This is a genomic window from Nocardia sp. NPDC003269 (assembly GCF_042888005.1).
In the GTDB taxonomy this organism is placed as follows: Bacteria; Actinomycetota; Actinomycetes; order Mycobacteriales; family Mycobacteriaceae; genus Nocardia.
Map to the genome: position 1 here is coordinate 1,941,898 of NZ_JBIAPA010000001.1, position 24,863 is coordinate 1,966,760.

The window sequence follows — 24,863 nt, forward strand, 5'->3', positions numbered from 1 at the left end:
AGTCACCCCATGACCACCAGTTACGACCTGTCCGAGGTCTCCCGCGAGAAGCAGATGGGCGGCCTCGGGAAGGAGACCGACGCCCGCGAGATCCGCGTCGTCGACCTCACCGACTTCGAGAACCGCCGCGCCGAGATCACCGAGGAGCTGTGGGCCGCCGCCACCGAGATCGGCTTCTTCCAGCTCTCCGGCCACGGCATCCCGCAGGACCTGATCGACGAGATGTTCGGCGCGACAGCCGATTTCTTCGCACTGCCCGAGGCGGTCAAAGGGCAGTATCCGCTGGTCAAGAAGAACAACGCGGGGTGGGAGAGCCTGAGCCAGGTGCGGCCGTCGATCGGCGTGCCGGACCAGAAGGAGTCCTACCAGATCACCCGGCCGCACATGGACCAGCTCTGGCCCAGCGAGACCGAACTCGCCGGATTCCGTGCCCGTGTCCTCGATTTCGAGGAACGCGCCTGGGCGGTGGCGATGCGGGTGCTGTCCTGCTTCGCCGACCGGCTCGGCCTGCCCCGCGACCACTTCACCGCCGCGCACGATCCCGCCTCGCCGGACTACCAGAGCGCGCTGCGCCTGCTGCACTACTTCGCGGTGCCCGCGGAACTGCGCGGCGTCCCCGGCCGCTGGCGGGCGGGCGCGCACACCGATTTCGACTGCCTGACCCTGCTGTTCCAGCGCGACGGGCAGGGCGGGCTGCAGGTGTGCCCCGGCAAGGAGATGGACGAGCAGGAATGGACCTCCATCACCCCGTCGTCGAGCCTGATCACCTGCAATATCGGGGACATGCTGACCCGCTGGAGCGACGACCTGCTGCCGTCGAACTTCCACCGCGTCCGCAGCCCGGGTGAGGGCGAGTACCAGGGTGAGCGCTACAGCATCGCCTACTTCGCCCAGGCCGATCGCGACGCGATCATCCAGGGCCCCGCGGGCAAGTACCCGCCCGTCACCGCCGCCGACTTCCTGGCACAGCGGGTACAGGCGAACTACCGGCCCCAGGGATAATCGGCGCATGAACTCCGCGCTGCTCGGCCAGTCGGTGCACCGGCAGATCAGGCAGATGGTCCTCTCCGGCGAGCTGGCCCCTGGCCGATCACTCAGCGTGCCCGCGTTGGCGACCCAGCTCGGGGTCAGCCGCAGCCCCGTCCGCGAGGCGGTGCAGCAGCTGATCTACGAGGGGCTGGCCGTCAGCGCGCCGCACGCGGGCGCGAAGGTGGCCGCCGTCGACGCGGCGCAGATCCGCGATGTCCTCGCGGTCCGCGCCGCGCTCGACGGGCTCGCCGCCGCGGCCGCCGCCACCCGGCTCACCGAGGCCGACCTGGACAAGCTCGCGAGCATCATCGCGGCCCAGGAAGCCAACCTCGACGACGCCACCGACGCGGCCCGCGACGCCCAGCTCGACCTGGAGTTCCACACCTTCATCCGGGAGGCCTCCGGCAACAGCTGCGTCGTCGACGAACTGGCTCGGCTGGAAGCCAAGGCCCACCTCTACCGCGGTGACCTGTGGTGCTCGGCCCGCAACCGCCGCGTCGCCCTGCGCGAACACCGGCGCATCGTCGAGGCGCTGGAATCCGGGCATCCCGAGTCGGCCCGCGCGGCCGCCGAGGCGCATGTGCACGGCCTGCTGACCCGCCTGGGCAGGCAGTGACGGTTCAGCGCGGCTCGCGGTAGGCGGGCGCCTTCGCGGTGCCCGCCGGGGTCAGCGTGCGCAGCAATGGCATGGTGCGCCGCGCGATCACCGTCGACAGCACGATCACGCTGTGCGAACGCACCACCGAACCGGTCCGGTCGATGCTGAGCAGCACCGCTTGCAGACCGGCGTGCGAGTCGGCGCCGATCCGGCACAGCACGTCGCCGGAACCGGTGGTCGCGTAGGCCTCCAGCACGCCGGGAATGGCCGCGAGCTCGGCGCTGACGGTGTCGAGCGCGCCCTGCGCGATCTCGAGCGTCACGAAGGCCTGCACATCGAATCCGGCCGCGGTGACGTCGATCTGCGGATCGTAGGAGGCGATCACCCCCGACTCCTCCATCCGGTTGATCCGCGCCTGCACGGTGGCCCGCGCGACCTTCGTGCGGCGCGACAGCTCGAGGATTCCGGCCTTCTGATACGTGTGCATCGCGGTCAGGATCGCGAGATCGAGTTCGTCCAGTTTCGCCGGCGTGCGCATGCGGGAGACCTCCGTGCCGTCCGCGGTCGGGTGCTATTCAAATTGTCCACCATCGGCGGGGAATCGGTGGCTTCTCGTGTCAGCCTGTTCAGGGTTCGGCGGTGTAGTTGCCTAGCTCGGCCGGGGCGGGATTTCCTTGGTCATGACCATTGAGCAGCAGCTCGTCGGGCTGATCGAGCACGACGACAGTGTCGATCCGTTTCCGGTGATCGGGTGGGACGCGCTGGTGTGGGTCGTCGGCAACGCGACCCAGAGCGCGCACTACCTGCAGTCGGCGTTCGGGATGCGGCTGGAGGCGTACTCCGGTCCCGAGACCGGCAACCGCGACCACAAGGCGTTCGTGCTGCGCAGCGGGGGAGCGCGCTTCGTCGTGCAGGGCGCGGTGGACCCGGACAGCCCGCTCGTCGCCCACCACGACCGGCACGGCGACGGCATCGTCGACATCGCGCTCGAGGTGCCCGACGTGGACCGCTGCATCGCCTGGGCCCGCGACCACGGCGCGCGGATCCTGGTCGAACCACACGACGCGACCGACGAATTCGGCACCGTCCGCTCCGCGGCGCTGGCCACCTACGGCGAGACCAGGCACACGCTGGTCGACCGGTCGCGGTACTACGGTCCGTACCTGCCCGGCTACGTCACGCGAACCTCCACCCATCAGCGGCGCACCGCCCGGCTGTTCCAGGCGATCGATCACGTGGTCGGCAATGTGGAGCTCGGCATGATGGACCGCTGGGTCGACTTCTACCGCGGCGTCATGGGATTCACGAACATGGCCGAGTTCGTCGGCGACGACATCGCCACCGAGTACTCCGCGCTGATGAGCAAGGTCGTCGCCAACGGCAACCACCGGGTCAAGTTCCCCCTCAACGAACCCGCCGTGGGCCGCAAGCGATCCCAGATCGACGAGTACCTCGAGTTCTATCGCGGCCCCGGCGTCCAGCACATCGCCCTGGCCACCGGCGACATCATCGCCACCGTCGACGCGCTGCGCGCCGAGGGCGTCGAATTCCTGCCCACCCCCGACGCCTACTACGAGGACCCCGAACTGCGCGAACGGATCGGGCACGTGCGCGTCCCGGTGGGGGAGCTGCAGCGCCGCGGCATCCTCGTCGACCGCGACGAGGACGGCTACCTGCTGCAGATCTTCACCCGCCCCGTCGCCGACCGCCCCACGGTCTTCTTCGAACTCATCGAGCGACACGGCTCACTCGGCTTCGGAAAGGGCAATTTCAAGGCCCTTTTCCAGGCCATCGAACGCGAGCAGGAGGCCCGCGGCAACCTGTGAGTGCCGCGGCGTTGCCATTACAGTTCATGGCATGCGGATCCCCTCGGCGATCATCACCGGCATGGCTCTGGTTGTCGTGCTGACGTCGTGCGGATCGGGGGGCGACTCCGATACGCCGACCGGCCCGATGCGACCACCACCGAAGGTGGCCTCGCTCGGCCCGTTCGTCGGCGAGTGCGGCCACGTCACCGACGACGAGGTGCGCACCATGGCCGGTATCGGCCAGCTCTCGCGGGTCTACAAGAACGCCACCGGCTGCAACTGGGAGTCGGCCGGATTGTCCTCGCCCAGTGTGACGTTCGCCTCCTATCGCGGCAGTCCGATCGAGCGGGAGAAGGCCTGGGTGTCCAACGTGGGCCGCAACCCGCAGGCCATCGATGTCGGCGGGCGTCCCGGCTTCCAGGCCCTCGACCCCGACGGCACGATCTGTGATCTCGCCGTTCAGCTGGACGACGACTTCTTCGAGTGGTCGATGTCGTACGGCGCGTTCGCGGCCGCGGGCAATCCGTGCGACAAGGCCAGGCAACTGGCCGAACTGACCGTGGGACGGCTGCAGTGAGCGCGCGCCGGATCGTTGCCGCCCTGTCGTCCGCGCTGGTGCTCACCGCGGCGCTGGCCGGCTGTGGTGCGAAGGTTCCCGGCACCGCGCAGCCACTGGGCAGCGGTGGCGGCGACGAGTCGATCAACACCAACTTCGACAAGCTGCTGCGCGAGTGCGAGGTGGTCGCGCCCGAGAAGATCGGCGAGATCGTCGGCAACGCCGACTACGTGAACACCTCGTTCAGCGGCGCCGTCTGCATGTGGAACATCGAGGACGCCCCCGGCGGCAGTGCCATGGCCACGCTCAACTGGTACGAGATGGGTACGCTGAACAACGAGAAGACCACCAACGACAAGTTGGGCTACCTCACCGGCGACATCACCGTGCAGGGCCGCAGGGCGCTGCAGGTGCGCAGGCCGAACGACAACGACTCCTGCGGCGTCACCGCCCCGGCCGCCGATGTCGGGGTCGTCGGCTGGTGGATCAATTACAAACCCGGTTCGGCCCATCCGGATCCGTGCGCCGCCGCCCAGAAATTGGTGGAGCTGACCTTGGATCTGGCCCGGTAGAAGCCTTGACGGGCCACCCCGCTTTGACCCGGATTCGGGCACGCGGGTATCGTGGATCCCTGTGCCCGGATTGCTACGGGCAAGTTCGTGCGTGAACGTAGGCCAGCGAGAGCGGCCGGAACGTTCCAGCGTGCCCAGAAAAAGGGCCCTGAGCTGCGCGCGACACGCCCGACCGCGGGTAAACGGAAACACGGTCGGACGTGCGAGTGAAAGCTCGATGAACTGAAGACATGTGTTCCGACAGCCGCAATTACCAATAAGGAAAGCCGGTCTATGCCAACCATCAACCAGCTGGTCCGCAAGGGTCGCCGCGACAAGGTCTCCAAGACCAAGACTGCGGCCCTGAAGGGGAGCCCGCAGCGTCGTGGCGTGTGCACTCGCGTGTACACCACCACCCCCAAGAAGCCGAACTCCGCGCTGCGTAAGGTCGCGCGTGTTCGCCTGACCAGCGCAGTCGAGGTCACGGCGTACATCCCCGGCGAGGGCCACAACCTGCAGGAGCACTCGATGGTGCTCGTCCGTGGCGGTCGTGTGAAGGACCTCCCCGGTGTCCGCTACAAGATCATCCGTGGCTCGCTGGACACCCAGGGTGTGAAGAACCGCAAGCAGGCCCGCAGCCGCTACGGCGCCAAGAAGGAGAAGAGCTGATATGCCACGCAAGGGCCCCGCACCCAAGCGTCCGCTGATCAACGACCCGGTCTACGGGTCGCCGCTGGTCACTCAGCTGGTCAACAAGATCCTGCTGGACGGTAAGAAGTCCACCGCCGAGCGCATCGTCTACGGTGCTCTCGAGCAGGCGCGTGAGAAGACCGGCACCGACCCGGTCGTCACCCTCAAGCGTGCGCTGGACAACGTCAAGCCCGCCCTCGAGGTGAAGCCCCGCCGTGTCGGTGGCGCCACCTACCAGGTGCCGGTCGAGGTCCGTCCGGGCCGCGCCAACACCCTGGCGCTGCGCTGGCTGGTCAGCTACTCCCGCGCCCGTCGCGAGAAGACCATGGTCGAGCGTCTCGCCAACGAGCTCCTCGACGCCAGCAACGGCCTCGGCGCTTCGGTGAAGCGTCGCGAGGACACCCACAAGATGGCCGAGTCGAACCGGGCCTTCGCGCACTACCGCTGGTGATTGCCGCCCGGCCCGTCGCTAGTGTCGGCGCCGGAAGGCTTTCAGTCGGGACGCGGCACTTCGGTGCCGCCCCCGGCGTTGACATTGTGACGACCCGAACCAGGGTCGTTCCCGAGAATTCCAACTAGCTAACGAGCGGGGAAGATTTCCGTGGCACAGGACGTGCTCACCGACCTGAACAAGGTCCGCAACATCGGCATCATGGCCCACATCGATGCGGGCAAGACCACCACTACCGAACGCATCCTCTTCTACACCGGTATCACGTACAAGATCGGTGAGGTCCACGACGGCGCGGCCACGATGGACTGGATGGAGCAGGAGCAGGAGCGTGGTATCACCATCACCTCCGCCGCTACCACCTGCTTCTGGAAAGACAACCAGATCAACATCATCGACACCCCCGGGCACGTCGACTTCACCGTCGAGGTGGAGCGGTCGCTGCGCGTGCTCGATGGTGCGGTCGCCGTGTTCGACGGCAAAGAGGGTGTCGAGCCGCAGTCCGAGCAGGTGTGGCGTCAGGCCGACAAGTACGACGTGCCGCGTATCTGCTTCGTGAACAAGATGGACAAGCTCGGCGCCGACTTCTACTTCACGGTGCAGACCATCAAGGACCGTCTCGGTGCCAAGCCGCTGGTCATCCAGCTGCCGATCGGCGCGGAGAACGACTTCGAGGGCATCGTCGACCTGGTCGAGAACAACGCCAAGGTCTGGAAGGGCGAGACCAAGCTCGGCGAAGAGTACGAGGTCGTCGAGATCCCGGCCGATCTCAAGGACAAGGCCGAGCAGTACCGCCAGGAGCTGCTCGAGACCGTCGCCGAGTCCGACGAGTCGCTGCTGGAGAAGTTCTTCGGCGGTGAGGAGCTCTCGGTCGAGGAGATCAAGGGCGCCATCCGCAAGATGACGGTCAACTCCGAGCTGTACCCGGTGCTGTGTGGTTCCGCGTTCAAGAACAAGGGCGTGCAGCCCATGCTCGACGCGGTCATCGACTACCTGCCCTCCCCGCTGGATGTCGAGGCCACCACCGGCCACATCCCGGGCAAGGAAGAGGAGCTCGTCACCCGCAAGCCGAACGTCGACGAGCCGTTCGCGGCGCTGGCGTTCAAGATCGCGGTGCACCCGTTCTTCGGTGAGCTCACCTACGTCCGCGTGTACTCGGGCAAGGTCGACTCCGGCTCGCAGGTCGTCAACTCGACCAAGGGCAAGAAGGAGCGCCTGGGCAAGCTGTTCCAGATGCACTCCAACAAGGAGAACCCGGTCACCACCGCGTCGGCCGGCCACATCTACGCCGTGATCGGTCTGAAGGACACCACCACCGGTGACACCCTCTCCGACCCGCAGAACCAGGTCGTCCTCGAGTCGATGACGTTCCCGGACCCGGTCATCGAGGTCTCGATCGAGCCCAAGACCAAGTCCGACCAGGAGAAGCTCGGCACCGCGATCCAGAAGCTGGCGCGCGAGGATCCGACGTTCTCGGTCAAGCTGGACGCCGAGACCGGCCAGACCGTCATCGGCGGCATGGGCGAGCTCCACCTCGACATCCTCGTCGACCGCATGAAGCGCGAGTTCAAGGTCGAGGCGAACGTCGGTAAGCCGCAGGTGGCCTACCGCGAGACGATCACCAAGGCCGTCGAGAAGCTCGAGTTCACGCACAAGAAGCAGACGGGTGGCTCCGGCCAGTTCGCGAAGGTCATCATCGCGGTCGAGCCCTTCGTCGGCGAGGACGGCGCGCACTACGAGTTCGAGAACAAGGTCTCCGGCGGTCGCGTGCCCCGTGAGTACATCCCGTCGGTCGACGCGGGTGCCCAGGACGCCATGCAGTACGGCGTGCTCGCCGGCTACCCGCTGGTGAACCTGAAGGTCACCCTGCTCGACGGCGCGTACCACGACGTCGACTCCTCGGAAATGGCGTTCAAGATCGCGGGCTCGCAGGCCCTCAAGGAAGCGGCCCGTAAGGCCGGTCCGGTGATCCTCGAGCCGCTCATGGCGGTCGAGGTCATCACGCCCGAGGATTACATGGGCGACGTGATCGGCGACCTCAACTCCCGCCGTGGCCAGATCCAGGCCATGGAGGAACGCAGTGGTGCCCGTGTCGTCAAGGCGCTGGTTCCGCTCTCGGAGATGTTCGGCTACATCGGTGACCTGCGGTCGAAGACCCAGGGTCGCGCGAACTACTCCATGGTGTTCGCCCAGTACGCGGAGGTTCCGGCCAACGTGTCCAAGGAGATCATCGCCAAGGCGACCGGCGAGTAATTCGCTTGCCGGGGCCAAGTACGCTTGGCCCCGGCAACCGGGCGTCAGCACGACCCCCCTTAATAACCGCACTGCTGCAAAAAAGCACGCACTAACTAGTCCAGGAGGACAACAGTGGCGAAGGCGAAGTTCGAGCGGACGAAGCCCCACGTCAACATCGGCACCATCGGTCACGTCGACCACGGCAAGACCACGCTGACTGCGGCGATCACCAAGGTGCTGGCTGACAAGTACCCGGATCTGAACGCCGCGTTCGCGTTCGATCAGATCGACAAGGCGCCGGAGGAGAAGGCTCGTGGTATCACGATCAACATCTCCCACGTCGAGTACCAGACCGAGAAGCGCCACTACGCGCACGTCGACGCCCCCGGTCACGCCGACTACATCAAGAACATGATCACCGGTGCCGCCCAGATGGACGGCGCGATCCTGGTCGTGGCCGCCACCGACGGCCCGATGCCGCAGACCCGCGAGCACGTGCTGCTCGCCCGTCAGGTCGGCGTGCCCTACATCCTGGTCGCGCTGAACAAGTCGGACATGGTCGACGACGAGGAAATCCTCGAGCTCGTCGAGATGGAGGTCCGCGAGCTGCTGGCTTCGCAGGAGTTCGACGAGGACGCGCCGGTCGTGCGTGTCTCCGGCCTGAAGGCCCTCGAGGGTGACCAGAAGTGGGCCGACGCGGTCCTCGAGCTGATGAACGCCGTCGACGAGTCGATCCCGGACCCGGTCCGCGAGACCGAGCTCCCGTTCCTGATGCCGGTCGAGGACGTCTTCACGATCACCGGTCGTGGCACCGTCGTCACCGGTCGCGTCGAGCGCGGCATCGTGAACGTGAACGAGGAAGTCGAGATCGTCGGCATCCGCGAGAAGAGCACCAAGACCACCGTCACCGGTATCGAGATGTTCCGCAAGCTGCTCGACCAGGGCCAGGCGGGCGACAACGTCGGTCTGCTGGTTCGTGGCATCAAGCGCGAAGATGTCGAGCGTGGCCAGGTCGTCGTGAAGCCGGGCACCACCACCCCGCACACCGAGTTCGAGGGCCAGGCGTACATCCTGTCGAAGGACGAGGGCGGCCGCCACACCCCGTTCTTCAACAACTACCGTCCGCAGTTCTACTTCCGTACGACTGACGTGACGGGCGTTGTGACCCTGCCCGAGGGCACCGAGATGGTCATGCCCGGTGACAACACCGAGATGTCCGTCAAGCTGATCCAGCCGGTCGCCATGGACGAGGGCCTGCGTTTCGCGATCCGTGAGGGTGGCCGCACCGTCGGCGCCGGTCGCGTCACGAAGATCATCAAGTGAGTCTCTGACTGACTGACACCGCAACGGCGTCGCTCCCCCGGGAGCGGCGCCGTTCGGCGTTTCAGGTCACCGGTGGACGGTCAGAGTTTCTGCCAGAGGGCCGGGGTGTTGGGCGGGGTCCAGTTCGGGGCGTGGGCGGTGTGGGACTGGCGGCACTGGTACTCGGCGCCGTCGTAGGTCACCTTGTCGCCGACCTGATAGGTGGCGCCCAGTTGCCAGGCGGGCGTGGCCGGGGGCGCTTCCTTGACCTGCACCTCGATCTGGATCGGGGTGTTGGTCTGGAAGGCGCTCATGCAGCCCTCGGCGACGAGGGTGTGCTTGCCCGCCGAGGTAGGTGTCCACTGTGCGGTGGCGATCAGATTCTCGCCAGGCGCGACAGGTGTGTTTCCGAGGACTTCGCCGTTGTCGATGACCGCTACGGTCGATCGGAAGTCGCAGGTGATCGTCAGGGTGTAGGCCTGGCCGACATAGACGTCGTTGCTCGAGACCGTCATGCTGATCGGATTGGCCTGTGCCGGGGCTACCCCCACCAGGGCCGCCGCCATCGCAGATCCGAGGGCGGCGAAGCCGATACTCCAGGCACGTGTGTACTTCATCGTCGTCCTTGTTTTGCTCACCGAGGCGAACCTCGTCGGCAGCCGGATCGCTGCCACTTCGATTGGTACACGTCGGCGTCTTTCAAGATCGACAATATCGACCCGAGATGTCTGAAAGTCGTTGTTGTAGTGGATATTCGGACGCATTTCGGCCAGAGGGCGTGAGCGGCTGGGCGGTCCGTGACCCGGGAGGTCATCGTGTGGCAGCGGCGGGCTCGGTAGCGTGCGGGGCTGGTACTTCCGATGGAGTGGAGGGTGGCGTGGCGGTGGTGCGAGGGTTCGAAGTCACTGAGGGTGTGCTCGGGCGGGGGATGCCGTATCTGGCGTTCGGGGAGGGGCCGACGCTGGTGTTCCTGCGGTGGTTCATGCCGGATCATGCCAATCCGACCGGGTTGGTGCGGCGGGCGGAGGTCAAGACGATGGCGCCGCTGGCCAGGAACTTTCGGGTGTATGCGGTGAATCGGGCGCCGGGGATGGCGGCGGGGACCACGATGGCCGATATCGCGCGGGAGCACGCGGAGGGGCTGCTGGCGGAGTTCGGTGCGCCGGTGGACGTGCTCGGGATCTCCTCGGGCGGGTCGCTGGCGTTGCAGCTCGCCGCGGATCAGCCGGCGGCGGTGCGCAAGCTGGTGGTCGCCTCGTCGGGGTATCGGCTCGAGGACGCGGCCAGGGCATCGCAGATGAAGTACGCGACGGCCGCGGCCGCGGGCAAGCGGTCGCTCCAGCACCTGGCCACCCAGGGCATCGAGTCGCCGGTCAAGGCGCGGCTGGCCGGGGCGGTCGCGTGGCTGGCCGATCCGCTGGTGCGGCCGAAGAATCCGGCCGACACCCTCGCGTTCGTGCGGGCCGAGGACACCTTCGACCTCGACGGCCGGCTGGCCGACATCACCGCACCGACCCTGGTGGTCGGCGGCGACCGGGACGAGTACTACTCCGTCGACACCTTCCGGCACACCGCCGACGGCATCCCGGGCGCCCGGCTCGTGGTCTACCCGGACACCAACCACCTCGGCGCGATCAAGCACGAGCGCTTCGCGCCCGACGTCACCGCGTTCCTGACGACGCCGGGCGGCTGAGCGGCGGGATCAGGCCGGGGCGAGCCGGACGCGGACGGTGACCCGGCCGCGGTCGTCGCGGTGGGTCACCGCGTGGCCGGGCTTGTCGACGCCGTCGATGCGCAGGGTGACCGGGCCACCCTCGCCGAGGAAGTTGCGCCACCACTTCTTCTTGTCGGGCAGCGCGACGCCGATGATGTACTCGTCGCCGGAGCGGCGATAGTTGACCGGGGTACTGAAGGTCTGTCCCGAGCGCCGCCCGACGTAGCTGACCTGTGCGAACGCCTTACCGAGGAACTTCCCGACGACGGGGGCTTCGGTCAGCGCGACCACGCCGGCGTTCATCCCCCGCACGACCCGGTGCAACAACGATTCCTGACTCAACGATTTCTCCTGCCTGATGATGATGACGAACGGGCTGGTCTCGCCCACGGTACCGAGCTGCTCTGGCAGTGCCCTGAGAGTTCTTGGCGCCGAGGCGGTTCCGGCGATCAGCGGATCTTGGCGCCGTAGACGTGCTCGACGGTGAGCGCCATGAGCACCCGGCGATCGGCGACCATCACCTCGCGGTACTCGGTCCAGTCCGGGTGTTCGCCCGCGGCGGCGCGGTAGTAGTCGACGAGGGCGGCGACCTCCGGCCCGTCGGGATCGGTGCCGGGCCCGGTCAGCGTGACGCTGCCTTCGGCGGTGGCCCAGGACCAGCCGTCGGGCGCGGTCACCTCGAAGGCGGCCCTGGGGTCGCGGCGCAGGTTGCTGGTCTTGGCGCGGCCCTCGGTCATCGAGACGTAGATGACCCCGGCCGCGCGGTCGTAGTAGGGGGTGACGGGGGACAGCTGGGGCCGTCCGTCCGCCTTGATGGTGGCGAGTACGCCGAGCTTCGCTGCCGCGAGCAGATCGTGCGGGTCGAATGCCGCTGTCATCGGTGGGTCTCCTCTGGGTGGGCTGACGCGCTGGACGACGAGGCCACCGCTCCGAACGGCGATGTCCCCTCGTCGAGACGAACTGCCGTGCCGGTGGTTTTATGCCCGCACCCTCCGGAAAACCGGTCGACAGGCCCGCTCCGGGCGCGTAGAACTGGGGGCATGGTTACGGTACGTCCGCTGTCGCGGCGCTAGTTCGCATCGGGTCCTCGGGCGCCGGTGGGGCGGCGCGTGATTCGATGCCCGTGCCGTCCGGTGGAACGCGTAACTGGCGAGCGTCGACTTCTTCGACCGAACTAGTTGACGTACTGGGGGATTCCCATGACCACGAGACGGACCGACCTCGCCCGCCTGCGCAATATCGGCATCGCCGCCCACATCGACGCGGGCAAGACGACCACCACCGAACGCATCCTGTTCTACACCGGCGTCACCCGCACCCTGGGTGAGGTCCACGACGGCACCGCCGCCATGGACCGGATGATCCAGGAGCGCGAGCACGGCATCACCATCGCCGCCGCGGCCACCACCTGCCGGTGGAACGAGCACGAGATCACCATCCTCGACACCCCCGGCCACGTCGACTTCACCGTCGAGGTGGAGCGGTCGCTGCGGGTGCTCGACGGCGCGGTCGCCGTGTTCGATGCCAAGGAAGGTGTCGAGCCGCAGTCGGAGCAGGTGTGGCGGCAGGCCGATCGCTACGGCGTGCCACGGATCTGTTTCGTGAACAAGATGGACAAGCTCGGCGCGGACTTCGCGTTCACCGTGCGGACCATCGCGGAGCGACTCGGCGTGCGGCCGTTGGTGATCCAGCTGCCGATCGGCGCCGAGAGCGCGTTCGAGGGCATCGTCGACCTGGTCGAGATGACGGCGAAGGTGTGGCGCGGTGACACCGACCGCGGCGCGCGGTTCGAGATCGTCGAGATCCCGGACGAACTGCGCGTCGAGGCCGAACTGCACCGCGAGGCGCTGGTGGCCGCGGTCGCCGAGGCCGACGAGGCGGTGCTGGAGCGCTACCTCGCCGGTGCGCCGATCCCGGTCGACGTGCTCAAGGCCGCCATCCGCACGATGACGATCGACGCGCGCGCCTACCCGGTCCTGTGCGGTTCGGCGCTGGCCAACATCGGCGTGCAGCCGCTGCTGGACGCGGTCGTCGACTACCTGCCGTCGCCGCTGGATGTCGTCGCCGTGCACGGGTTCTCGCCGGAGGGCGAGTACATCGAGCGCGCACCCGATGTCGCCGAGCCGTTCGCGGCGCTGGCGTTCAAGGTCGCGCTGCACCCGTTCTTCGGCAAGCTCGTGTACCTGCGGGTCTACTCGGGCCGCGCCGAACCCGGTGCGACCGTACTGAATTCGACCACTGGACGAAAGGAGCGCCTGGGCAAGCTGTTCCAGATGCATTCGAGCACCGAGATCGCCGTCGACCGGGTGCAGGCCGGGCAGATCTGCGCTGTCATCGGCCTGAAGGAGACGGGCACCGGCGACACCCTGTGCGATCGGAACCAGCCGGTCGTGCTGGAGTCGATGGTCTTCCCCGAACCCGTCCTGGCGGTCTCGATCGAACCGCGGACCCGCGCGGATCAGGACAAGCTGGGCACCGCCCTGGCGCGCCTGGCCGAGGAGGATCCGACGTTCACCGTGCAGGTCGACGCCGAGACCGGGCAGACGGTCATCGGTGGCATGGGCGAGCTGCATCTGGAGATCCTGGTCGACCGGATGCGCCGGGAGTTCCGGGTCGAGGCCGAGATCGGCGCACCACGGGTGGCCTATCGCGAGACCATCACCGCCGCCGTCGAGCAGTTCGAGTACACCCACCGCAAGCAGGTGGGCGGGCGCGGGCAGTTCGCCAAGGTGGTGATCGCGGTGGCGCCGCACGTGGCCGAGGACGGCGCGGTCTACGAATTCGAGAGCCGGGTGGCCGGTGGGCGCGTGCCGCGGGAGTACATCCCCGCGGTCGACGCGGGCGCGCAGGACGCGCTGCGGGTCGGCGCGCTCGCCGGGTTCCCCCTGGTGAACGTGCGGGTGACGCTGCTCGACGGCGCCGCCCACGTGCAGGATTCGTCGGACCTGGCGTTCCGGCTGGCCGGTGCGGCGGCGGTGCGTGCCGCGGTCGCGCGGGCGAAGCCGGTGCTGCTCGAACCGGTGATGGCCGTCAAGGTCGTGACTCCGGAGGAGCACCTCGGCGAGGTGATCGGTGATCTGAACGCTCGGCGCGGTCGGGTCACCGGCCTCTCCGAACGCCGCGGCGCGCAGGCCGTCCACGCGCTGGTGCCGATGCGGGAGATGTTCGGCTACATCGGGGACCTCCGTTCCAGGACGCACGGCCGGGGCTACTTCTTCATGGAGTTCGACTCCTACGCGCCGGTACCGGCGGCGCTCGCGGAGTCGGTCATCGCCGGCGGCTGATCGAACCCGGTGGCGTCGTATCCACGGATGCGGCGCCACCGGCTCGGACCGCGCGCGGTCGAACGTCGTCGCGGGCGTGACGGGACGTCGGTGTTGTCTGCCCGTGGATGCCGAGGTAGTCGCTCATTCGGTGATGACGACCCGATCCTGGTGGGTCGCACTCTCCGCTGTCGCCCGGGCGAGCAGCCGCAGCGCGTCGGCGGAGCTCGCGTCGCGCGGGGTGTAGACCTCGAGCCGGTGGTCGGGGCTGTCCGGCTGCAACCACACCTGGTAGTCGACATCGACATCGCCGACGGTGGGATGGTGCAGCCGCATCGCGCCGACGGTGCAATCGGCGACTTCCCCTTCGGCCCACAGTGTCGCGAATTCGGTACTGCGCATGGCGAGTTCACCGATCAGTTCGGCCAGGTGCGCGTCGGTGGGGTAGCGGCCCGCGGTGAGGCGCAGGTACGCGACGTGGACGCGGGCCAGCTCGGACCAGTTGCGGTGCCGGTCCCGGCTGAGCGGATCGAGGAAGAACATGCGCGGGATCGACGGCCGCACCGACGGATCGGCGGGCGCGGCGAAGTCGAGGTGATCGGCGAACAGGGCGTGCCCGGTGCGGTTCCAGGCCAGGACGTCACCGCGGCGGCCGAGGATCACGGCGGGCATGCTCTCGCCGAGCGCGTCGAGCAGGGCCAGGACCCTGGGGTGCGCGCGTTCCGGCGCGGCCCGCGTCAGCCGCGGCGTGGCGGGCGATCCGGCCAGATTGTGCAGGTGCGCGGTCTCGGCGGCATCCAGCCGCAGTACCCGCGCGATAGCATCGATGACCTGCGCCGATGCCGTTCCCGCCTGGTCCTGCTCCAGCCGCGTGTAGTACCCGGCGCTGACCCCGGCCAGCTGGGCCAGCTCCTCGCGGCGCAGGCCGGGCACCCGGCGGGTCGCGCCGTAGGTCCGCAGCCCGATGTGCTCGGGCGTGACCCGGTCGCGGCGGGCCTTGAGAAACGTGCCGAGGCTTTCCAGCTCCATGCCTTCCGATCGTAGGCAGGAACGCGAGCCGCCGGGTATCCCCGCGAGGTGTACCCATCACGGGGGCTGGTTGCCGGGCGCGGACCACCGCAGATTCGAGGTATGACTCGACTCGACACCCCACCCACACCGCTGCGGGCCTGGCTCGGCCTGCTGGTGATTCTCGGCCCGGTGCTGCTGGTCGCCATGGACGGCTCGGTGCTGTTCCTGGCCATGCCCGCGATCACCGACGCGCTCACCCCGTCCGCGGACCAATCCCTGTGGATCCTGGACAGTTACGGCTTCGCGGTCGGCTCGCTGCTGATCGCCTTCGGCGCGATCGGCGACCGGTACGGCCGGTTGCGGCTGTTGCTGGTGGGCGCGGCGGTCTTCGGCATCGCTTCGGCGGCAGCGGCTTTCGCGCCGAGCGCGGAGATCCTGATCGGCTTGCGCGTGCTGATGGGCGTGGCCGGGGCGACGCTGTTGCCGTCGGCGCTGGCCATTCTGAGCACCCTGTTCGCCGATCCACGCGCGCGGGCGCAGGCCATCGGGATCTTCGCCGCGACCTTCGCCGCGGGCTTCGCGATCGGGCCGATTGTGGCCGGGCAGCTCCTCACCCGGTACTGGTGGGGTTCGGTGCTGTTGCTCAATCTGCCGGTGCTGCTGGTGTTCCTGCTGCTGGCGCCGATCCTGCTGCGCGAGGTGCGGGCACCGTCGACCGGCCGGGTCGACGTGGCGAGTGTGCTCGCCTCGGCGGCCGGGCTGCTGCTCACCATGTACGCGGTGAAGCACGCGGCCGCGGCCGGTCCGTCGGCGGTCGGAGCGGTGGCCGGGGTGGCGGGCGTGGTGCTGCTCGGCTGGTTCGCGCGCAGGCAGTTCCGGCTCGCGCACCCGCTCGTCGACTTCGGGCTGTTCCGCAATCCGGTGTTCGCGATCGCGATCGTCACCGGGTTCCTGCCGTTGGCGGCGTGGTCGGCGACCGCCTATCTCGCGAGCACCTACCTGCAATCCGTGCTCGGGCTCACGGTCGCCCAGGCCGCGGCACTCGCGGTGCCCGGCGCTGTCGTGCTCACCGTGGCCGCGGTCGTGACACCGGCCGTGGTCGCCCGGATCGGCCCGTCGAACGCGCTGATCAGCGCGCATTTCTGCATCGCGGCGGGGCTGGCGCTGTTGCTGCTCGCCGACGACACGGGCGGCAGCGGCTGGTACATCGCCTCGACCGCCGTCGCCGGTATCGGCTACGGGATCTCGTTCAGCGTGGTGGCCGAGATCGCCGTCGCGGCGGTGCCGCCCGAGCGGGCCGGGTCGGCCGCGGCGCTCGCCGAGACCGGCAACGAACTGGGCAACGCTTTCGGGATCGCGGTCTTCGGCTCGCTGGCCGCGCTGGTGTTCCGGTTGGCCGGACCCGATCTCGCGCCGACGCTCGGCGAGACATTGCGGCTGCCCGGGATGGGTCCCGCGGTGCTCGATGACGCGCGCGGCGCCTTCGTCACGGGACTGCACGCGGTCGCGTCGGTCGCGGCGGTCCTGCACGTCGTGCTGGGTGTGGCGGCCGTGCGGGTCCTGCGGGGCAGGAGAGACGCGGTCGGGGTGACCGGTGACGAGCGGGTGGCCGCGCTGGGCTGAGGACGGCCCTCAGCCCAGCTGGGTCATCCCCGCCGCCACCACCTGGGCGACATCGAGCAGATCGTCGGGGGTCGGCACGGGGACGCCGTCCAGGGCGTGCAGGCGGTCGGTGCTGGCGATGGCGAACATGGCCGAGACCCAGGCCGCCGCGCACGCGTGCAGGGTGCTCGGGCGCACCGGTGTCGGCACGCTGGCCTGCAGGACGCGGGCGGTGGCGTCGAGGAGCTGGTCGCGCAGGTTGCGCAGGGTGCGCCGGACGTCGGGGTGGGTGTCGGCCTCGCGCCACATGATCACGCGCAGGACCGAGGAGTGGTGATCGCGCAGATTGATGGCGGTGTCGAGGTTGACCAGGCTGGTGGCGGGATCACCGGGGGCGACGACGGCGTCGAGGTCGTCGAGCGGCTGGGTGGGAACGCGTTCGCGCATCAGTGCCGACAGGATCGCGTTCTTGGTGGGGAAGTAGTAGAAGACCAGGCCCTTGGGCACACCGGCGGCCGCGGCCAGCGCCGCGGTCGGGGTGGCGTCGAATCCCTGTGCGGCGAACAGGTTCTCGGCGGCATCCAGAATGAGTTGCCGGGCGTCGCCATCGCGTTTCGCGTTGCGGCGCCCGACGCGTCGGCCCGGCATCAGTGATGCGGAGCCATCTTGTGCAGGCGCTCGTTCATCGCCGGCAGCGCGGCGACCGCCACCACCGCCGTCACTACCCCGACCACCCATGCGGTCCAGGATGCGCCGCTGAACGCGGTGAAGTCCATCGCCCACGGCGAGATGAACAGCAGGACGCCGAACAGGCCCATCGCGTAGTCGGCGCCGGTCATGCTCGCCCGTGCCATCTGGACCAGTCCGGCCGCGGCGATGAGGACGCCGAGCACGATGAGGGTCCAGCGGGCGTTGTCGTTGGTGTCGACCCACAGGGGCGACAGCGCGGTGAATGCGCCGAGCACGACGGCGAGAAGATCCTGTGCGCGGCTGTCTGTGAACATGGGAACTGCCTCCTCGAGAGACGAAAAATACTTCTGACCTCGGTCTACTCCTGATTGACCGCCCGGTCGATATCGGAACCGGCACGGTTGCGTTGCGACGTGGGTATCACCTGTGGCGGGGCGCACTGGTACAAACATTCGGGGGGCCGTAGTGGCCCGCGACACAAGGACATGGCATGGGCGGTCAGCTCCCGGCGGCGGTGGCTCGCGCGAGCGCGGCGGGCGCCGCACATGCCGAGAGGACACAGGTATGAGCGCGCCCATCGTGATCGTCGGAGCGGGTCTGGCAGGTCTGCGCACGGCGGAGGAACTGCGCCGGGCCGGGTACGAGGGCGGCGTGCTGCTGCTCGGCGACGAGTCGCGCCCGCCGTACGACCGCCCGCCGCTGTCGAAGCAGTTCGTGCGCGGCGAGACCGACGACACCACCCTGCGTCCGCCGGAGTTCTTCGCGGAGAAGGACATCGAGCTGCGCCTCGGGACCGCGGTCACCGGCGTCGACACCGCCGCCCGCACGATCGCCCTCGCCGACGGCAGCGCGCTCGGCTACGACCAGCTGATCATCGCGACCGGTCTGCGGCCGCGCAGGCTGCCCGGGCTGCCCGAAGTGGCGGGCGTGCACGTGCTGCGCGCGCACGAGGACGCGCAGACCCTGCGCACCGAACTGGACGGCGCCAACCGGGCGCTGATCATCGGCGCCGGTTTCATCGGCTGTGAACTGGCCGCCAGCTTCCGGGCCGCGGGTGTCGAGGTGACCCTCGTCGAGCCGCAGCCGACCCCGCTGGCCTCGGTGCTCGGCGAGCAGATCGGCGGCCTGGTGGGTCGCATGCACCGCGCCGAGGGTGTCGACCTGCGCTGTGGCGTCGGCGTCGACACCCTGCGGTCCGACGACTCCGGCCGGGTGCGCGGCGCGCTGCTCACCGACGGCACCGAGGTCGAGGCCGATCTGGTGGTGATCGGGGTCGGTTCGGTCCCGGTGACCGACTGGCTGGCCGATTCCGGCATCGAACTGGCCGAGCCGTCCGCCGGCGGCGGCGTGCTGGCCGACGAGGTCGGCCGCACCTCCGCCGAGGCCGTCTGGGCGGTCGGCGACGTCGCCGCCTGGCAGCACGACACCGGCGTCCGTAAGCGCGTCGAGCACTGGACCAGCGCGGGCGAGCAGGCGAAGCTGCTGGTCACCGCGATGCTCGGCGGTGCGGCCCCGACCGCGGCGCGGGTGCCGTACTTCTGGAGCGACCAGTACGACGTCAAGATCCAGGCGCTGGGCACCCCGTCGCCCGCCGACGACGTCACCGTCGTCAGCGACGACGGCCGCAAGTTCCTCGTCTACTACTCCCGCGACGGCATCCTCACCGCCGTTCTCGGCGCAGGCCTGACCGGTCAGGTGATGAAGCTGCGCGCCAAGCTGGCCACCGACACTCCGGTCGCCGATCTGCTCGCCGCCGCGGGCTGATCCGGAAAGGTTCACAGCCGCCGCGCCGATTCGTCGGGACGGCGGCACAGAACCGGCCGAGGCCGCCGAACTTGTCACCGGCCTGGATTACTGTGGCGCCGTGGGGTTTACCGAGTACTCGGCCGGTGATGTCGTCTATTTCCCGGAGGGCCCGTTCAGCGGTGTCTGCGGTGTGGTCAAGGAGGTCGATGTCCGCCGCGCCACGGTGCGGCTGGAATTCGCGGAGGGGAGCGTGCACCGCGAAGGCGGTGTCCTGCGGGAACGGCGGCACACCCTGACGGTGGGGTTCGACGAGATCGAACTGGTGTAGCCGGGCGGGGATACGGGCGCGACAGGGCGATTCGGCGGCCTGTAATACGGTGGACCCCGTGATCGTCGCGCTTATCGATTCCGGCCTCGGCCTGCTGCCGACGGCGGCGTGGTTGCGCACAATGCGTCCCGACGTGGATCTGCTGCTCCTGCTCGACCCCGACGGCGCGCCCTGGGGGCCCAAGCCGGAGGACTGGGTGGTCGAGCGGGTGCTCGGCGCGGCACGTCAGGCGCTCGAACTCGGCGCCGAAGTGATCGTGCTGCCGTGCAACACCGCGAGCGTGACGGCGCTGGCGCACGTGCGGGCCGAGGTGGGCGACGCGGTGCCGGTGATCGGGACCGTGCCCGCGATCAAGCCCGCGGCGGCCCAGTGCCGGTCGGTGGCCGTGTGGGCCACCGCGGCGACCACCGCCAGCAGCTATCAGGCCGACCTGATCGCCCGGTTCGCCGGTGACGCGAAGGTGGTCGGGGTGGCCTGTCACGGCCTGGCCGACGCCATCGACCGCGGCGACCTGCCCGCCATCGCCGATTCCATCGCCGACGCCGCCGCCCGCACACCCGCCGACGTGGAGGGCGTCGTCCTCGGCTGTACGCACTATCCGCTGGTCATCGATGCCATCATCGGCGCGCTGCCGGACGGTGTCCGCCTGTTCGACAGTGCCCAGGCCGTCGCCGCCCAGACGATCCGCAAGATGGACGAACTGGGCCGCCCGACCATCGGCAGCGGCAGCGTCACGGTACGCACCAGCGGCCGGCCGGGGGAATTGCCCAGCAGCGCCGCCACTTTCGAGTCCGGCCGCGTGGTCGGCGCGCTGCCCGGCTGAAGCCATCCCCACGAGCGCCGGTGCCGGAAAAGCGCCGACGCCTGCCGGATGTCGGCGCGAATCTGTCGGCCCGCCGGTGTTGAATGCGAGGGATTCCCAGACGCCGGAGGTGCCCTGTGTCCGAGCTCCCCACTGCCGCGCAGGTGCGGGCGGCGCTCGCCGAGCAAGCCGATCCCGCCGATGCCATCCACCTGCAACGGTTCTTCAAGACCGGTGCGGGCGAGTACGGCGAGGGCGACGTCTTCCTCGGCGTCCGTGTCCCCGCCACGCGCAAGGTCGCCAAGCGGTTCGGCACGCTCCCGCTGAAGCAGGTCGGCGATCTGCTCGACAGCCCGGTGCACGAGGAACGCCTGGCCGCGCTGTTCGTCCTGAACGCCCGCTTCGCCACGGCGTCGAAACCGCGCACCCGCGACGACGCGGCGCGCGCGGAGATGGTTGAGTTCTACCTGGACGCGGTGCGCCGGGGCCGGGTGAACAACTGGGATCTGGTCGACGCCTCCGCCGAGAACATCGTCGGTCCGTGGCTGCTCGACAAGGACCGCACCCTGCTCTTCGACCTGGCGCGGCGGGACTCGCTGTGGGAGCGCCGGGTGGCGCTGCTGTCCACATTCGCCTTCATCAAGGCGGGCGATCCGAGCACCACGCTGGAACTGGCGAGCGAGCTGCTCGACGACCGCCGCGACCTCATCCAGAAGGCGCTCGGCTGGATGCTGCGCGAGATCGGCAAGCGCGTCGATCCCGCGGTCCTCACCGGCTTCCTCGACGCCAACGCGGCGAGGATGGGCCGGACCGCGCTGAGCTACGCCGCCGAGCACCTGACCCCGGAGGAACGCGCCGCCTACCGCGCGATGCGCTAGGCGGCCCGCCCGCTCAGAACTGGATCTTGAGGTGGTCGGTGACCGGCCGGGCCTGGCAGCCCAGGATGTAGCCGTTCTCGATGTCCTCGGGGTCGAGGATCTCGGCGTTGCCCATCTCGACCTTGCCCTCGAGCACGGTGCACGCGCAGGAGCCGCACTCGCCCTCCTGGCAGGAGTACGGCACGTCCAGGCCCTTGTCGAGCATGATGTCGACCAGGGTCTGCTTGCGCGGCCAGGACAGCTCGTGCACCTGCCCGTCGAGCTCCACCTCGACGGTCGCGGCGTCGGCGGCCTCCTCGTCGGAGATCTCCACGGGGGCGTGGTCGGCGAACGGATCGCCCGCCAGCGAGTTGAACACCTCGGCGTGGGTGCGGGCACGCGGCACCTCGAGGGTGGCCAGCGCGTCGTGGACCAGGTCCATGAACGGCTTCGGGCCGCACATGAACGCCTCGTAGGCGGTGTAGGGGGCGACCAGGGTGGCCAGCATGTCGGCGGTGGGCAGGCCGAGCAGCGGTTCCAGCCAGTGGATGACCGACAGTCGCTGCGGGTGCTTGCCGACCAGGTCGCGCAGTTCGTCGGCGAAGATCACCGAGTCGGCGTCGCGGTTGGCGTAGACGAGCACGATCTTGCCGTTGCCCTGCGACAACGCCGACTTCAGGATCGACATCACCGGGGTGATGCCACTGCCCGCGCCGAACAGCAGCAGGTCCTCGTCGAGGTTCTTGGGGGTGAACACGCCCGAGGGCGGCAGCACCTCGACTTCGTCACCGGCGGAGATGTTGTCGCACAGCCAGTTCGAGCCGTAGCCGCCCTCGGTGCGCTTGACCGTCACCTTGGGCAGATCGTCGGTGAACGGCGAGCTGGCCAGCGAGTAGCAGCGCGCGACCGAGCCGGTCTGGTCGCTGGGGATGCGCAGGGTCAGGAACTGGCCCGGGGTGTAGGCCATGCGTTCGCGGAGGTCGGCGGGCACCTCGAAGACCACGGAGTGGGTGTCGGCCGTTTCGGCGATCACCGCGGCGACCCGCAGCACCACCGAGCGCGAACCGTGCGGAACCTCGACTGTGGTCATGTCGTCCTCTCGAACAAAACTAGAACGTGTTTCAGTTTCATGCTAGGTCGGGACGCGCCTGCAGGGCAAGCTGTGCCTCGAGACCGGCGACCAGCACCTCCATCCCGAAGTCGTAGGAGTACTTGCCGCGCAGGTCCGCCATGTACTTCGTGGCCCGCGCCACCGCCTCGGGCAACAGCACGTCCGCGGGGGCGGAGCGGTCACGCGGATTCACCCGGCTGCGCCCGAACAGGTAGGTGTGGATGGTCGCATACGCGGCCAGCACGTTGCGGTCGCTGAAGCCCGCGTCGAACAGGATCTCCATCACCGCGTCGATCAGGTCGAGCTGCTTGCCGAGCATCTGCTCGAGCAGGATGTCGCCCAGGCCGGGATGCCTGCGCAGTTTATCGTCTATCTGATCGATGAGGTCGCGCAGGCGCTCCTGCCACGGTCCCGACTCGCGGGTGGGCTTGCGCACCCCGAGCAGCGCCGCGCTGGCCACCAGATCGAGCAGTTCCCGCTTGTCGGCGACGTAGTAGTACGGCGCCATCGGCGAGACGCCGAGCTCGCGGGAGAGTCTGCGCATCGACAATTTCTCCACGCCGTCCTCGCGCACGACGCGCAGCGCCGCCTCGACGATCTCCGACTCCGAGAGTGTGGAATGCGCGCCGCTCCCTGCCCCTCCGTGGTTACGCAAGCTTCCGCCTCACCTCTACTGCCACCGGGCTCATCGGCCCGTTCCCGTCCTGCTCCCGGAAGTCTAGAGGGGTGCGCCGAGGCGCTCGCGGCCATCGAGATTTTCGAATTCCGCCCTTTATGGCAGTCACTGACGTTAAAGTCGGCGGTGACCGGCAACACAATGGAGGTAGTCATGCCCGAGAACGCAACGCCTGCGACCGTCGAATCCGACGCCGACCTGGTCACCGAGACGCTGATCGAAGAGGTCAGCATCGACGGCATGTGCGGCGTGTACTGACGATGGAGGCAGGCGTGCTCGATCTCGACACCCGCTGGGCGCTGCATCCGCGCGTCTCGCTGCGCCCGGAGTCCTTCGGTGCGCTGCTGTACCACTTCGGCACCCGCAAGCTCTCGTTCCTCAAGAGCCGCGATCTGGTCGACGTGGTGCAGTCGCTGCCGGCCCACGCCTCGGTGCGGGACGCGCTGCGAGCCAAGGGCGTCGGCGTGTCCGACGCGCACATCAAGGCGCTGGCACAGCTGGCCGACACCGACATGATCGTGCCCGCGCCGGGCCCGGTCACGCCGGTCACGCCGGTGAGCCTGCCTGCCTCCACGGACACCACCCAGGGCGGCAAGCTGATCGACCGGTTCGAATCCGGTCTGGCGGCGCCGATCTGTCTCACCTGGGAACTCACCTACGCGTGCAACCTGTCCTGCGTGCACTGCCTGTCCTCGTCGGGTCGCCGTGATCCGAACGAGCTGACCACCGAGCAGTGCAAGGCGCTCATCGACGAGTTCGAGCGTATGCAGATCTTCTACGTCAACATCGGCGGCGGTGAGCCGACGGTGCGGCCCGACTTCTGGGAACTGGTCGACTACGCGACCGCCCACCACGTCGGGGTCAAGTTCTCCACCAACGGCGTTCGCATCAACGAGGAGGTCGCCGCGCGGCTGGCCGCCAGCGACTACGTCGACGTGCAGATCTCGCTCGACGGCGCCGACGCCGCGGTCAACGACGCCGTGCGCGGCCCCGGCTCCTACGACACCGCGATCCGCGCACTGGAGAACCTGCACAACGCGGGCTTCAAGGACGCGAAGCTCTCGGTCGTCGCGACCCGGCACAACATCGCCCAGCTCGACGAGTTCAAGGCCATCGCCGACCGTTACGGCGCGACCCTGCGGCTGACCCGGCTGCGTCCGTCCGGCCGCGGCGCCGACGTCTGGGATGAGCTGCACCCGCTGCCCGAACAACAGCGCGAGCTCTACGACTGGCTCGTCGCCAACGGCGAGGGCGTGCTCACCGGCGACTCGTTCTTCCACCTGTCCGCGTTCGGTTCGGCGCTGCCCGGCCTGAACATGTGCGGCGCGGGCCGGGTGGTGTGCCTGGTCGATCCGGTCGGTGACGTCTACGCCTGCCCGTTCGCCATCCACGACCGGTTCAAGGCCGGAAACATCGTCGCCGACGGTGGTTTCGACGCGGTGTGGACCACCTCGGAGCTGTTCGCCGAACTGCGCGAGCCGGTCGACGGTGGCGCGTGCACCAAGTGCTCGCACTACGACGCGTGCCGTGGCGGCTGCATGGCGGCCAAGTTCTTCACCGGCCTGCCCGCCAACGGTCCCGACCCGGAATGCGTGCAGGGCTACGGCGAAGCGGCGCTGTCGATGCCGGGGCGCACGATTCCGCGACCCGCGGTCGACCATTCGCGCCCGGTTCGTACCCGCGGTCGGGTCTCGCTGCCGTTGACGGTCAAGCGCGCTCCTGCCAAGGCGTGCAACGAGAGTCCACTCGGATAGACAGGCCGGTTGCCGAAAGTGCGCTGCCGATCTTGTTGACGCGCCCGGTTTTCGGTCACGGCGGCATTTCTGGCGGACTTTCCTCCTTT

At 68.8% G+C, this 24,863-nt stretch carries 27 protein-coding genes; 18 read left to right on the plus strand and 9 right to left on the minus strand.

The genetic code is table 11. The features are described from left to right. Nucleotides 1-9 precede the first annotated feature (9 nt). Nucleotides 10-1,002 carry a 2-oxoglutarate and iron-dependent oxygenase domain-containing protein gene (locus tag ACFYWJ_RS09135; protein WP_355273745.1) on the plus strand — a complete coding sequence of 331 codons (993 nt, stop codon included), beginning with the start codon at nt 10-12 and terminating at the stop codon, nt 1,000-1,002. Between the two features lie 7 nt (nt 1,003-1,009). Further along, the gene (locus ACFYWJ_RS09140) at nt 1,010-1,645 is read left to right on the plus strand and encodes a GntR family transcriptional regulator (protein ID WP_355273742.1); all 636 of its coding nucleotides are present in this window, start codon (nt 1,010-1,012) and stop codon (nt 1,643-1,645) included. Nucleotides 1,646-1,649: 4 nt separating this feature from the next. Here ACFYWJ_RS09140 and ACFYWJ_RS09145 read toward each other — a convergent pair whose 3' ends face one another. Beyond that, nucleotides 1,650-2,165 (minus strand): Lrp/AsnC ligand binding domain-containing protein, encoded by a 516-nt coding sequence (locus ACFYWJ_RS09145; RefSeq protein WP_355273739.1) that lies wholly within the window; start codon nt 2,163-2,165, stop codon nt 1,650-1,652. A 142-nt stretch (nt 2,166-2,307) separates the two neighbouring features. Between ACFYWJ_RS09145 and hppD the strand changes: the two genes are divergently transcribed. The 7 genes from hppD (at nt 2,308) to tuf (ending at nt 9,241) form a co-directional block, all read left to right on the plus strand. Further along, nucleotides 2,308-3,453 carry a 4-hydroxyphenylpyruvate dioxygenase gene (hppD, locus tag ACFYWJ_RS09150; RefSeq protein ID WP_355273736.1) on the plus strand — a complete coding sequence of 382 codons (1,146 nt, stop codon included), beginning with the start codon at nt 2,308-2,310 and terminating at the stop codon, nt 3,451-3,453. Between the two features lie 31 nt (nt 3,454-3,484). Beyond that, nucleotides 3,485-4,012: a DUF3558 domain-containing protein gene (locus tag ACFYWJ_RS09155; RefSeq protein ID WP_355273733.1), complete on the plus strand. Its 528-nt coding sequence runs from the start codon at nt 3,485-3,487 to the stop codon at nt 4,010-4,012. Continuing rightward, nucleotides 4,009-4,563: a DUF3558 domain-containing protein gene (locus ACFYWJ_RS09160; protein WP_355273730.1), complete on the plus strand. Its 555-nt coding sequence runs from the start codon at nt 4,009-4,011 to the stop codon at nt 4,561-4,563. The genes ACFYWJ_RS09155 and ACFYWJ_RS09160 overlap by 4 nt, the downstream gene beginning before the upstream one ends. Nucleotides 4,564-4,836: 273 nt before the next feature. Beyond that, on the plus strand, nt 4,837-5,211 hold the full coding sequence (gene rpsL, locus ACFYWJ_RS09165) for a 30S ribosomal protein S12 (RefSeq protein WP_019049359.1): 375 nt from the start codon (nt 4,837-4,839) through the stop codon (nt 5,209-5,211). A 1-nt stretch (nt 5,212) separates the two neighbouring features. Next, complete coding sequence (gene rpsG, locus ACFYWJ_RS09170; RefSeq protein ID WP_019049358.1) at nt 5,213-5,683, plus strand: 30S ribosomal protein S7; 471 nt, start codon at nt 5,213-5,215, stop codon at nt 5,681-5,683. 150 nt (nt 5,684-5,833) lie between these two features. Next, nucleotides 5,834-7,936, plus strand: a complete 2,103-nt coding sequence (gene fusA, locus ACFYWJ_RS09175; protein WP_355273726.1) for an elongation factor G — start codon at nt 5,834-5,836, stop codon at nt 7,934-7,936. Nucleotides 7,937-8,050: 114 nt separating this feature from the next. After that, the gene (gene tuf, locus ACFYWJ_RS09180) at nt 8,051-9,241 is read left to right on the plus strand and encodes an elongation factor Tu (protein WP_355273724.1); all 1,191 of its coding nucleotides are present in this window, start codon (nt 8,051-8,053) and stop codon (nt 9,239-9,241) included. An 80-nt stretch (nt 9,242-9,321) separates the two neighbouring features. Here the strand turns inward: tuf and ACFYWJ_RS09185 are convergent, their stop codons facing one another. Continuing rightward, complete coding sequence (locus ACFYWJ_RS09185) at nt 9,322-9,837, minus strand: carbohydrate-binding protein (protein WP_355273722.1); 516 nt, start codon at nt 9,835-9,837, stop codon at nt 9,322-9,324. A 260-nt stretch (nt 9,838-10,097) separates the two neighbouring features. Between ACFYWJ_RS09185 and ACFYWJ_RS09190 the strand changes: the two genes are divergently transcribed. After that, on the plus strand, nt 10,098-10,913 hold the full coding sequence (locus ACFYWJ_RS09190) for an alpha/beta fold hydrolase (protein ID WP_355273719.1): 816 nt from the start codon (nt 10,098-10,100) through the stop codon (nt 10,911-10,913). A 9-nt stretch (nt 10,914-10,922) separates the two neighbouring features. Here ACFYWJ_RS09190 and ACFYWJ_RS09195 read toward each other — a convergent pair whose 3' ends face one another. Continuing rightward, entirely contained in the window at nt 10,923-11,237 is a 315-nt protein-coding gene (locus ACFYWJ_RS09195; RefSeq protein ID WP_355274635.1) for a nitroreductase/quinone reductase family protein, read from the minus strand. Nucleotides 11,238-11,383: 146 nt separating this feature from the next. Further along, nucleotides 11,384-11,812, minus strand: coding sequence for a PPOX class F420-dependent oxidoreductase (locus tag ACFYWJ_RS09200; RefSeq protein WP_355273717.1), 429 nt, complete (start codon nt 11,810-11,812; stop codon nt 11,384-11,386). 321 nt (nt 11,813-12,133) lie between these two features. On the opposite strand from ACFYWJ_RS09200, the gene fusA (ACFYWJ_RS09205) reads away from it, so the two are divergent. Continuing rightward, the gene (fusA, locus tag ACFYWJ_RS09205) at nt 12,134-14,218 is read left to right on the plus strand and encodes an elongation factor G (protein ID WP_355273714.1); all 2,085 of its coding nucleotides are present in this window, start codon (nt 12,134-12,136) and stop codon (nt 14,216-14,218) included. 123 nt (nt 14,219-14,341) lie between these two features. Here fusA (ACFYWJ_RS09205) and ACFYWJ_RS09210 read toward each other — a convergent pair whose 3' ends face one another. Next, nucleotides 14,342-15,226: a helix-turn-helix transcriptional regulator gene (locus ACFYWJ_RS09210; RefSeq protein ID WP_355273711.1), complete on the minus strand. Its 885-nt coding sequence runs from the start codon at nt 15,224-15,226 to the stop codon at nt 14,342-14,344. 102 nt (nt 15,227-15,328) lie between these two features. Between ACFYWJ_RS09210 and ACFYWJ_RS09215 the strand changes: the two genes are divergently transcribed. After that, entirely contained in the window at nt 15,329-16,831 is a 1,503-nt protein-coding gene (locus ACFYWJ_RS09215) for an MFS transporter (protein WP_355273708.1), read from the plus strand. A 9-nt stretch (nt 16,832-16,840) separates the two neighbouring features. Here ACFYWJ_RS09215 and ACFYWJ_RS09220 read toward each other — a convergent pair whose 3' ends face one another. Continuing rightward, on the minus strand, nt 16,841-17,458 hold the full coding sequence (locus tag ACFYWJ_RS09220; protein WP_355273705.1) for a TetR/AcrR family transcriptional regulator: 618 nt from the start codon (nt 17,456-17,458) through the stop codon (nt 16,841-16,843). Next, entirely contained in the window at nt 17,458-17,814 is a 357-nt protein-coding gene (locus ACFYWJ_RS09225) for an SPW repeat protein (protein WP_355273703.1), read from the minus strand. Before ACFYWJ_RS09225 ends, ACFYWJ_RS09220 begins: the two co-directional genes overlap by 1 nt. Nucleotides 17,815-18,064: 250 nt before the next feature. On the opposite strand from ACFYWJ_RS09225, the gene ACFYWJ_RS09230 reads away from it, so the two are divergent. The 4 genes from ACFYWJ_RS09230 to ACFYWJ_RS09245 all read left to right on the plus strand — a co-directional run bounded on the left by ACFYWJ_RS09230 (nt 18,065) and on the right by ACFYWJ_RS09245 (nt 21,254). Further along, the gene (locus ACFYWJ_RS09230) at nt 18,065-19,264 is read left to right on the plus strand and encodes an FAD/NAD(P)-binding oxidoreductase (protein WP_355273700.1); all 1,200 of its coding nucleotides are present in this window, start codon (nt 18,065-18,067) and stop codon (nt 19,262-19,264) included. 100 nt (nt 19,265-19,364) lie between these two features. Next, nucleotides 19,365-19,574: a hypothetical protein gene (locus tag ACFYWJ_RS09235; protein ID WP_355273697.1), complete on the plus strand. Its 210-nt coding sequence runs from the start codon at nt 19,365-19,367 to the stop codon at nt 19,572-19,574. 58 nt (nt 19,575-19,632) lie between these two features. After that, nucleotides 19,633-20,397, plus strand: coding sequence for an aspartate/glutamate racemase family protein (locus ACFYWJ_RS09240; protein WP_355273694.1), 765 nt, complete (start codon nt 19,633-19,635; stop codon nt 20,395-20,397). Nucleotides 20,398-20,480: 83 nt separating this feature from the next. Beyond that, nucleotides 20,481-21,254 carry a DNA alkylation repair protein gene (locus ACFYWJ_RS09245; protein ID WP_387161258.1) on the plus strand — a complete coding sequence of 258 codons (774 nt, stop codon included), beginning with the start codon at nt 20,481-20,483 and terminating at the stop codon, nt 21,252-21,254. 13 nt (nt 21,255-21,267) lie between these two features. Here the strand turns inward: ACFYWJ_RS09245 and ACFYWJ_RS09250 are convergent, their stop codons facing one another. Beyond that, on the minus strand, nt 21,268-22,323 hold the full coding sequence (locus ACFYWJ_RS09250) for a ferredoxin--NADP reductase (protein WP_355273685.1): 1,056 nt from the start codon (nt 22,321-22,323) through the stop codon (nt 21,268-21,270). 37 nt (nt 22,324-22,360) lie between these two features. After that, nucleotides 22,361-22,999: a mycofactocin system transcriptional regulator MftR2 gene (mftR2, locus tag ACFYWJ_RS09255; RefSeq protein ID WP_218719662.1), complete on the minus strand. Its 639-nt coding sequence runs from the start codon at nt 22,997-22,999 to the stop codon at nt 22,361-22,363. Between the two features lie 174 nt (nt 23,000-23,173). Between mftR2 and mftA the strand changes: the two genes are divergently transcribed. Both mftA and mftC read left to right on the plus strand, forming a co-directional pair. After that, nucleotides 23,174-23,278 carry a mycofactocin precursor MftA gene (mftA, locus tag ACFYWJ_RS09260; protein WP_355273682.1) on the plus strand — a complete coding sequence of 35 codons (105 nt, stop codon included), beginning with the start codon at nt 23,174-23,176 and terminating at the stop codon, nt 23,276-23,278. 2 nt (nt 23,279-23,280) lie between these two features. Next, the gene (gene mftC / locus ACFYWJ_RS09265; protein ID WP_355274632.1) at nt 23,281-24,774 is read left to right on the plus strand and encodes a mycofactocin radical SAM maturase; all 1,494 of its coding nucleotides are present in this window, start codon (nt 23,281-23,283) and stop codon (nt 24,772-24,774) included. The last annotated feature ends 89 nt before the right edge of the window (nt 24,775-24,863 follow it).

Coding starts and splice junctions, on each gene's coding strand:
- ACFYWJ_RS09135 (WP_355273745.1), top strand. CDS start 10: ATGACCACCAGTTACGACCTGTCCGAGGTCTCCCGCGAGAAGCAGATG.
- ACFYWJ_RS09140 (WP_355273742.1), top strand. CDS start 1,010: ATGAACTCCGCGCTGCTCGGCCAGTCGGTGCACCGGCAGATCAGGCAG.
- ACFYWJ_RS09145 (WP_355273739.1), bottom strand. CDS start 2,165: ATGCGCACGCCGGCGAAACTGGACGAACTCGATCTCGCGATCCTGACC.
- hppD (WP_355273736.1), top strand. CDS start 2,308: ATGACCATTGAGCAGCAGCTCGTCGGGCTGATCGAGCACGACGACAGT.
- ACFYWJ_RS09155 (WP_355273733.1), top strand. CDS start 3,485: ATGCGGATCCCCTCGGCGATCATCACCGGCATGGCTCTGGTTGTCGTG.
- rpsL (WP_019049359.1), top strand. CDS start 4,837: ATGCCAACCATCAACCAGCTGGTCCGCAAGGGTCGCCGCGACAAGGTC.
- rpsG (WP_019049358.1), top strand. CDS start 5,213: ATGCCACGCAAGGGCCCCGCACCCAAGCGTCCGCTGATCAACGACCCG.
- ACFYWJ_RS09185 (WP_355273722.1), bottom strand. CDS start 9,837: ATGAAGTACACACGTGCCTGGAGTATCGGCTTCGCCGCCCTCGGATCT.
- ACFYWJ_RS09195 (WP_355274635.1), bottom strand. CDS start 11,237: ATGAACGCCGGCGTGGTCGCGCTGACCGAAGCCCCCGTCGTCGGGAAG.
- ACFYWJ_RS09200 (WP_355273717.1), bottom strand. CDS start 11,812: ATGACAGCGGCATTCGACCCGCACGATCTGCTCGCGGCAGCGAAGCTC.
- fusA (WP_355273714.1), top strand. CDS start 12,134: ATGACCACGAGACGGACCGACCTCGCCCGCCTGCGCAATATCGGCATC.
- ACFYWJ_RS09210 (WP_355273711.1), bottom strand. CDS start 15,226: ATGGAGCTGGAAAGCCTCGGCACGTTTCTCAAGGCCCGCCGCGACCGG.
- ACFYWJ_RS09215 (WP_355273708.1), top strand. CDS start 15,329: ATGACTCGACTCGACACCCCACCCACACCGCTGCGGGCCTGGCTCGGC.
- ACFYWJ_RS09220 (WP_355273705.1), bottom strand. CDS start 17,458: ATGCCGGGCCGACGCGTCGGGCGCCGCAACGCGAAACGCGATGGCGAC.
- ACFYWJ_RS09225 (WP_355273703.1), bottom strand. CDS start 17,814: ATGTTCACAGACAGCCGCGCACAGGATCTTCTCGCCGTCGTGCTCGGC.
- ACFYWJ_RS09230 (WP_355273700.1), top strand. CDS start 18,065: ATGAGCGCGCCCATCGTGATCGTCGGAGCGGGTCTGGCAGGTCTGCGC.
- ACFYWJ_RS09245 (WP_387161258.1), top strand. CDS start 20,481: ATGCGAGGGATTCCCAGACGCCGGAGGTGCCCTGTGTCCGAGCTCCCC.
- ACFYWJ_RS09250 (WP_355273685.1), bottom strand. CDS start 22,323: ATGACCACAGTCGAGGTTCCGCACGGTTCGCGCTCGGTGGTGCTGCGG.
- mftA (WP_355273682.1), top strand. CDS start 23,174: ATGCCCGAGAACGCAACGCCTGCGACCGTCGAATCCGACGCCGACCTG.
- mftC (WP_355274632.1), top strand. CDS start 23,281: ATGGAGGCAGGCGTGCTCGATCTCGACACCCGCTGGGCGCTGCATCCG.